General features: G+C 64.1%; 1 protein-coding gene and 1 pseudogene. One reads left to right on the forward strand and one right to left on the reverse strand.

Translation table 11 applies throughout. The annotated features are described in order from the left end of the window. Nucleotides 1-307: pseudogene (locus EAO76_RS47875) on the forward strand (IS4 family transposase); the annotation flags it as partial. A gap of 213 nt (nucleotides 308-520) precedes the next feature. Here EAO76_RS47875 and EAO76_RS42380 read toward each other — a convergent pair. Further along, on the reverse strand, nucleotides 521-818 hold a 298-nt coding region (locus EAO76_RS42380), incomplete at its 5' end, for a transposase (RefSeq protein ID WP_148840462.1).

Consider the following 818-nt stretch of genomic DNA (forward strand, 5'->3'; position numbering starts at 1 on the left):
CTCCGCTGCCGACCTGGCGGGCCTCTGCCATCAGCGCTGGGAGATCGAGAACACCCTGAACGAGATCAAGACCCACCAAGGTGGCCGCCAGCTGGTCCTGAGATCGCAGTACCCCGATGGCGTCGAGCAGGAAATCTACGGCTTCCTCCTCGTCCACCACGCACTTCGGGACGTCATGCACCACACCGCTCACCGGGCCGGCCTCGACCCCGACCGGCTGTCCTTCACCCCGCACTCTTCGCATCGCCCGCCGCCACGTCACCGACCAGGCGGCACTTTCCCCCCTCACGACTCGGCCAAGCTCTGACCCACACCATCCGTGAACTGCTGGAACGACTCCTGCCACCCCGCAGGCAACGCTCCAACCCCCGCGTCACCAAACGCAAGATGGCCAACTGGCACCTCAAACACACCCACCACCGCAACCCGCCCCGACCACCCACCAGGGCAATCACACTCGTCCCACCCACCAAAACAACCAGCAAGCACCAGAAAAACACCTAAATCACCGGTATTGAGCTTACTGATCTTTTCGTAAGTTCGGTGGGTGTGGTGGGTGGATGGTCAGGCCTGTGTGGGCGAGGAAGGACCAGGGCAGTTGTGGGTTGTGGTTGATGCGGTGGATGCCTTGTTCGGTGGCGTCGGCGACATCGGCGAGGTGGTCGCCGGCGAGGTTGGCGAGTTCGCGTTTCTTGAGTGAGGACCACAGCAGTTCCACCGGATTCAGCTCGGGGGCGTATGCCGGGAGGCGTTCCAGGGTCAGCCAGTCCTGTTCGGCGACCCAGGCCCGCATCGCCCGGCTCCAGTGGGCGGACAGG

It is taken from the genome of Streptomyces sp. sk2.1, assembly GCF_008120935.1.
Lineage (GTDB): Bacteria > Actinomycetota > Actinomycetes > Streptomycetales > Streptomycetaceae > Streptomyces.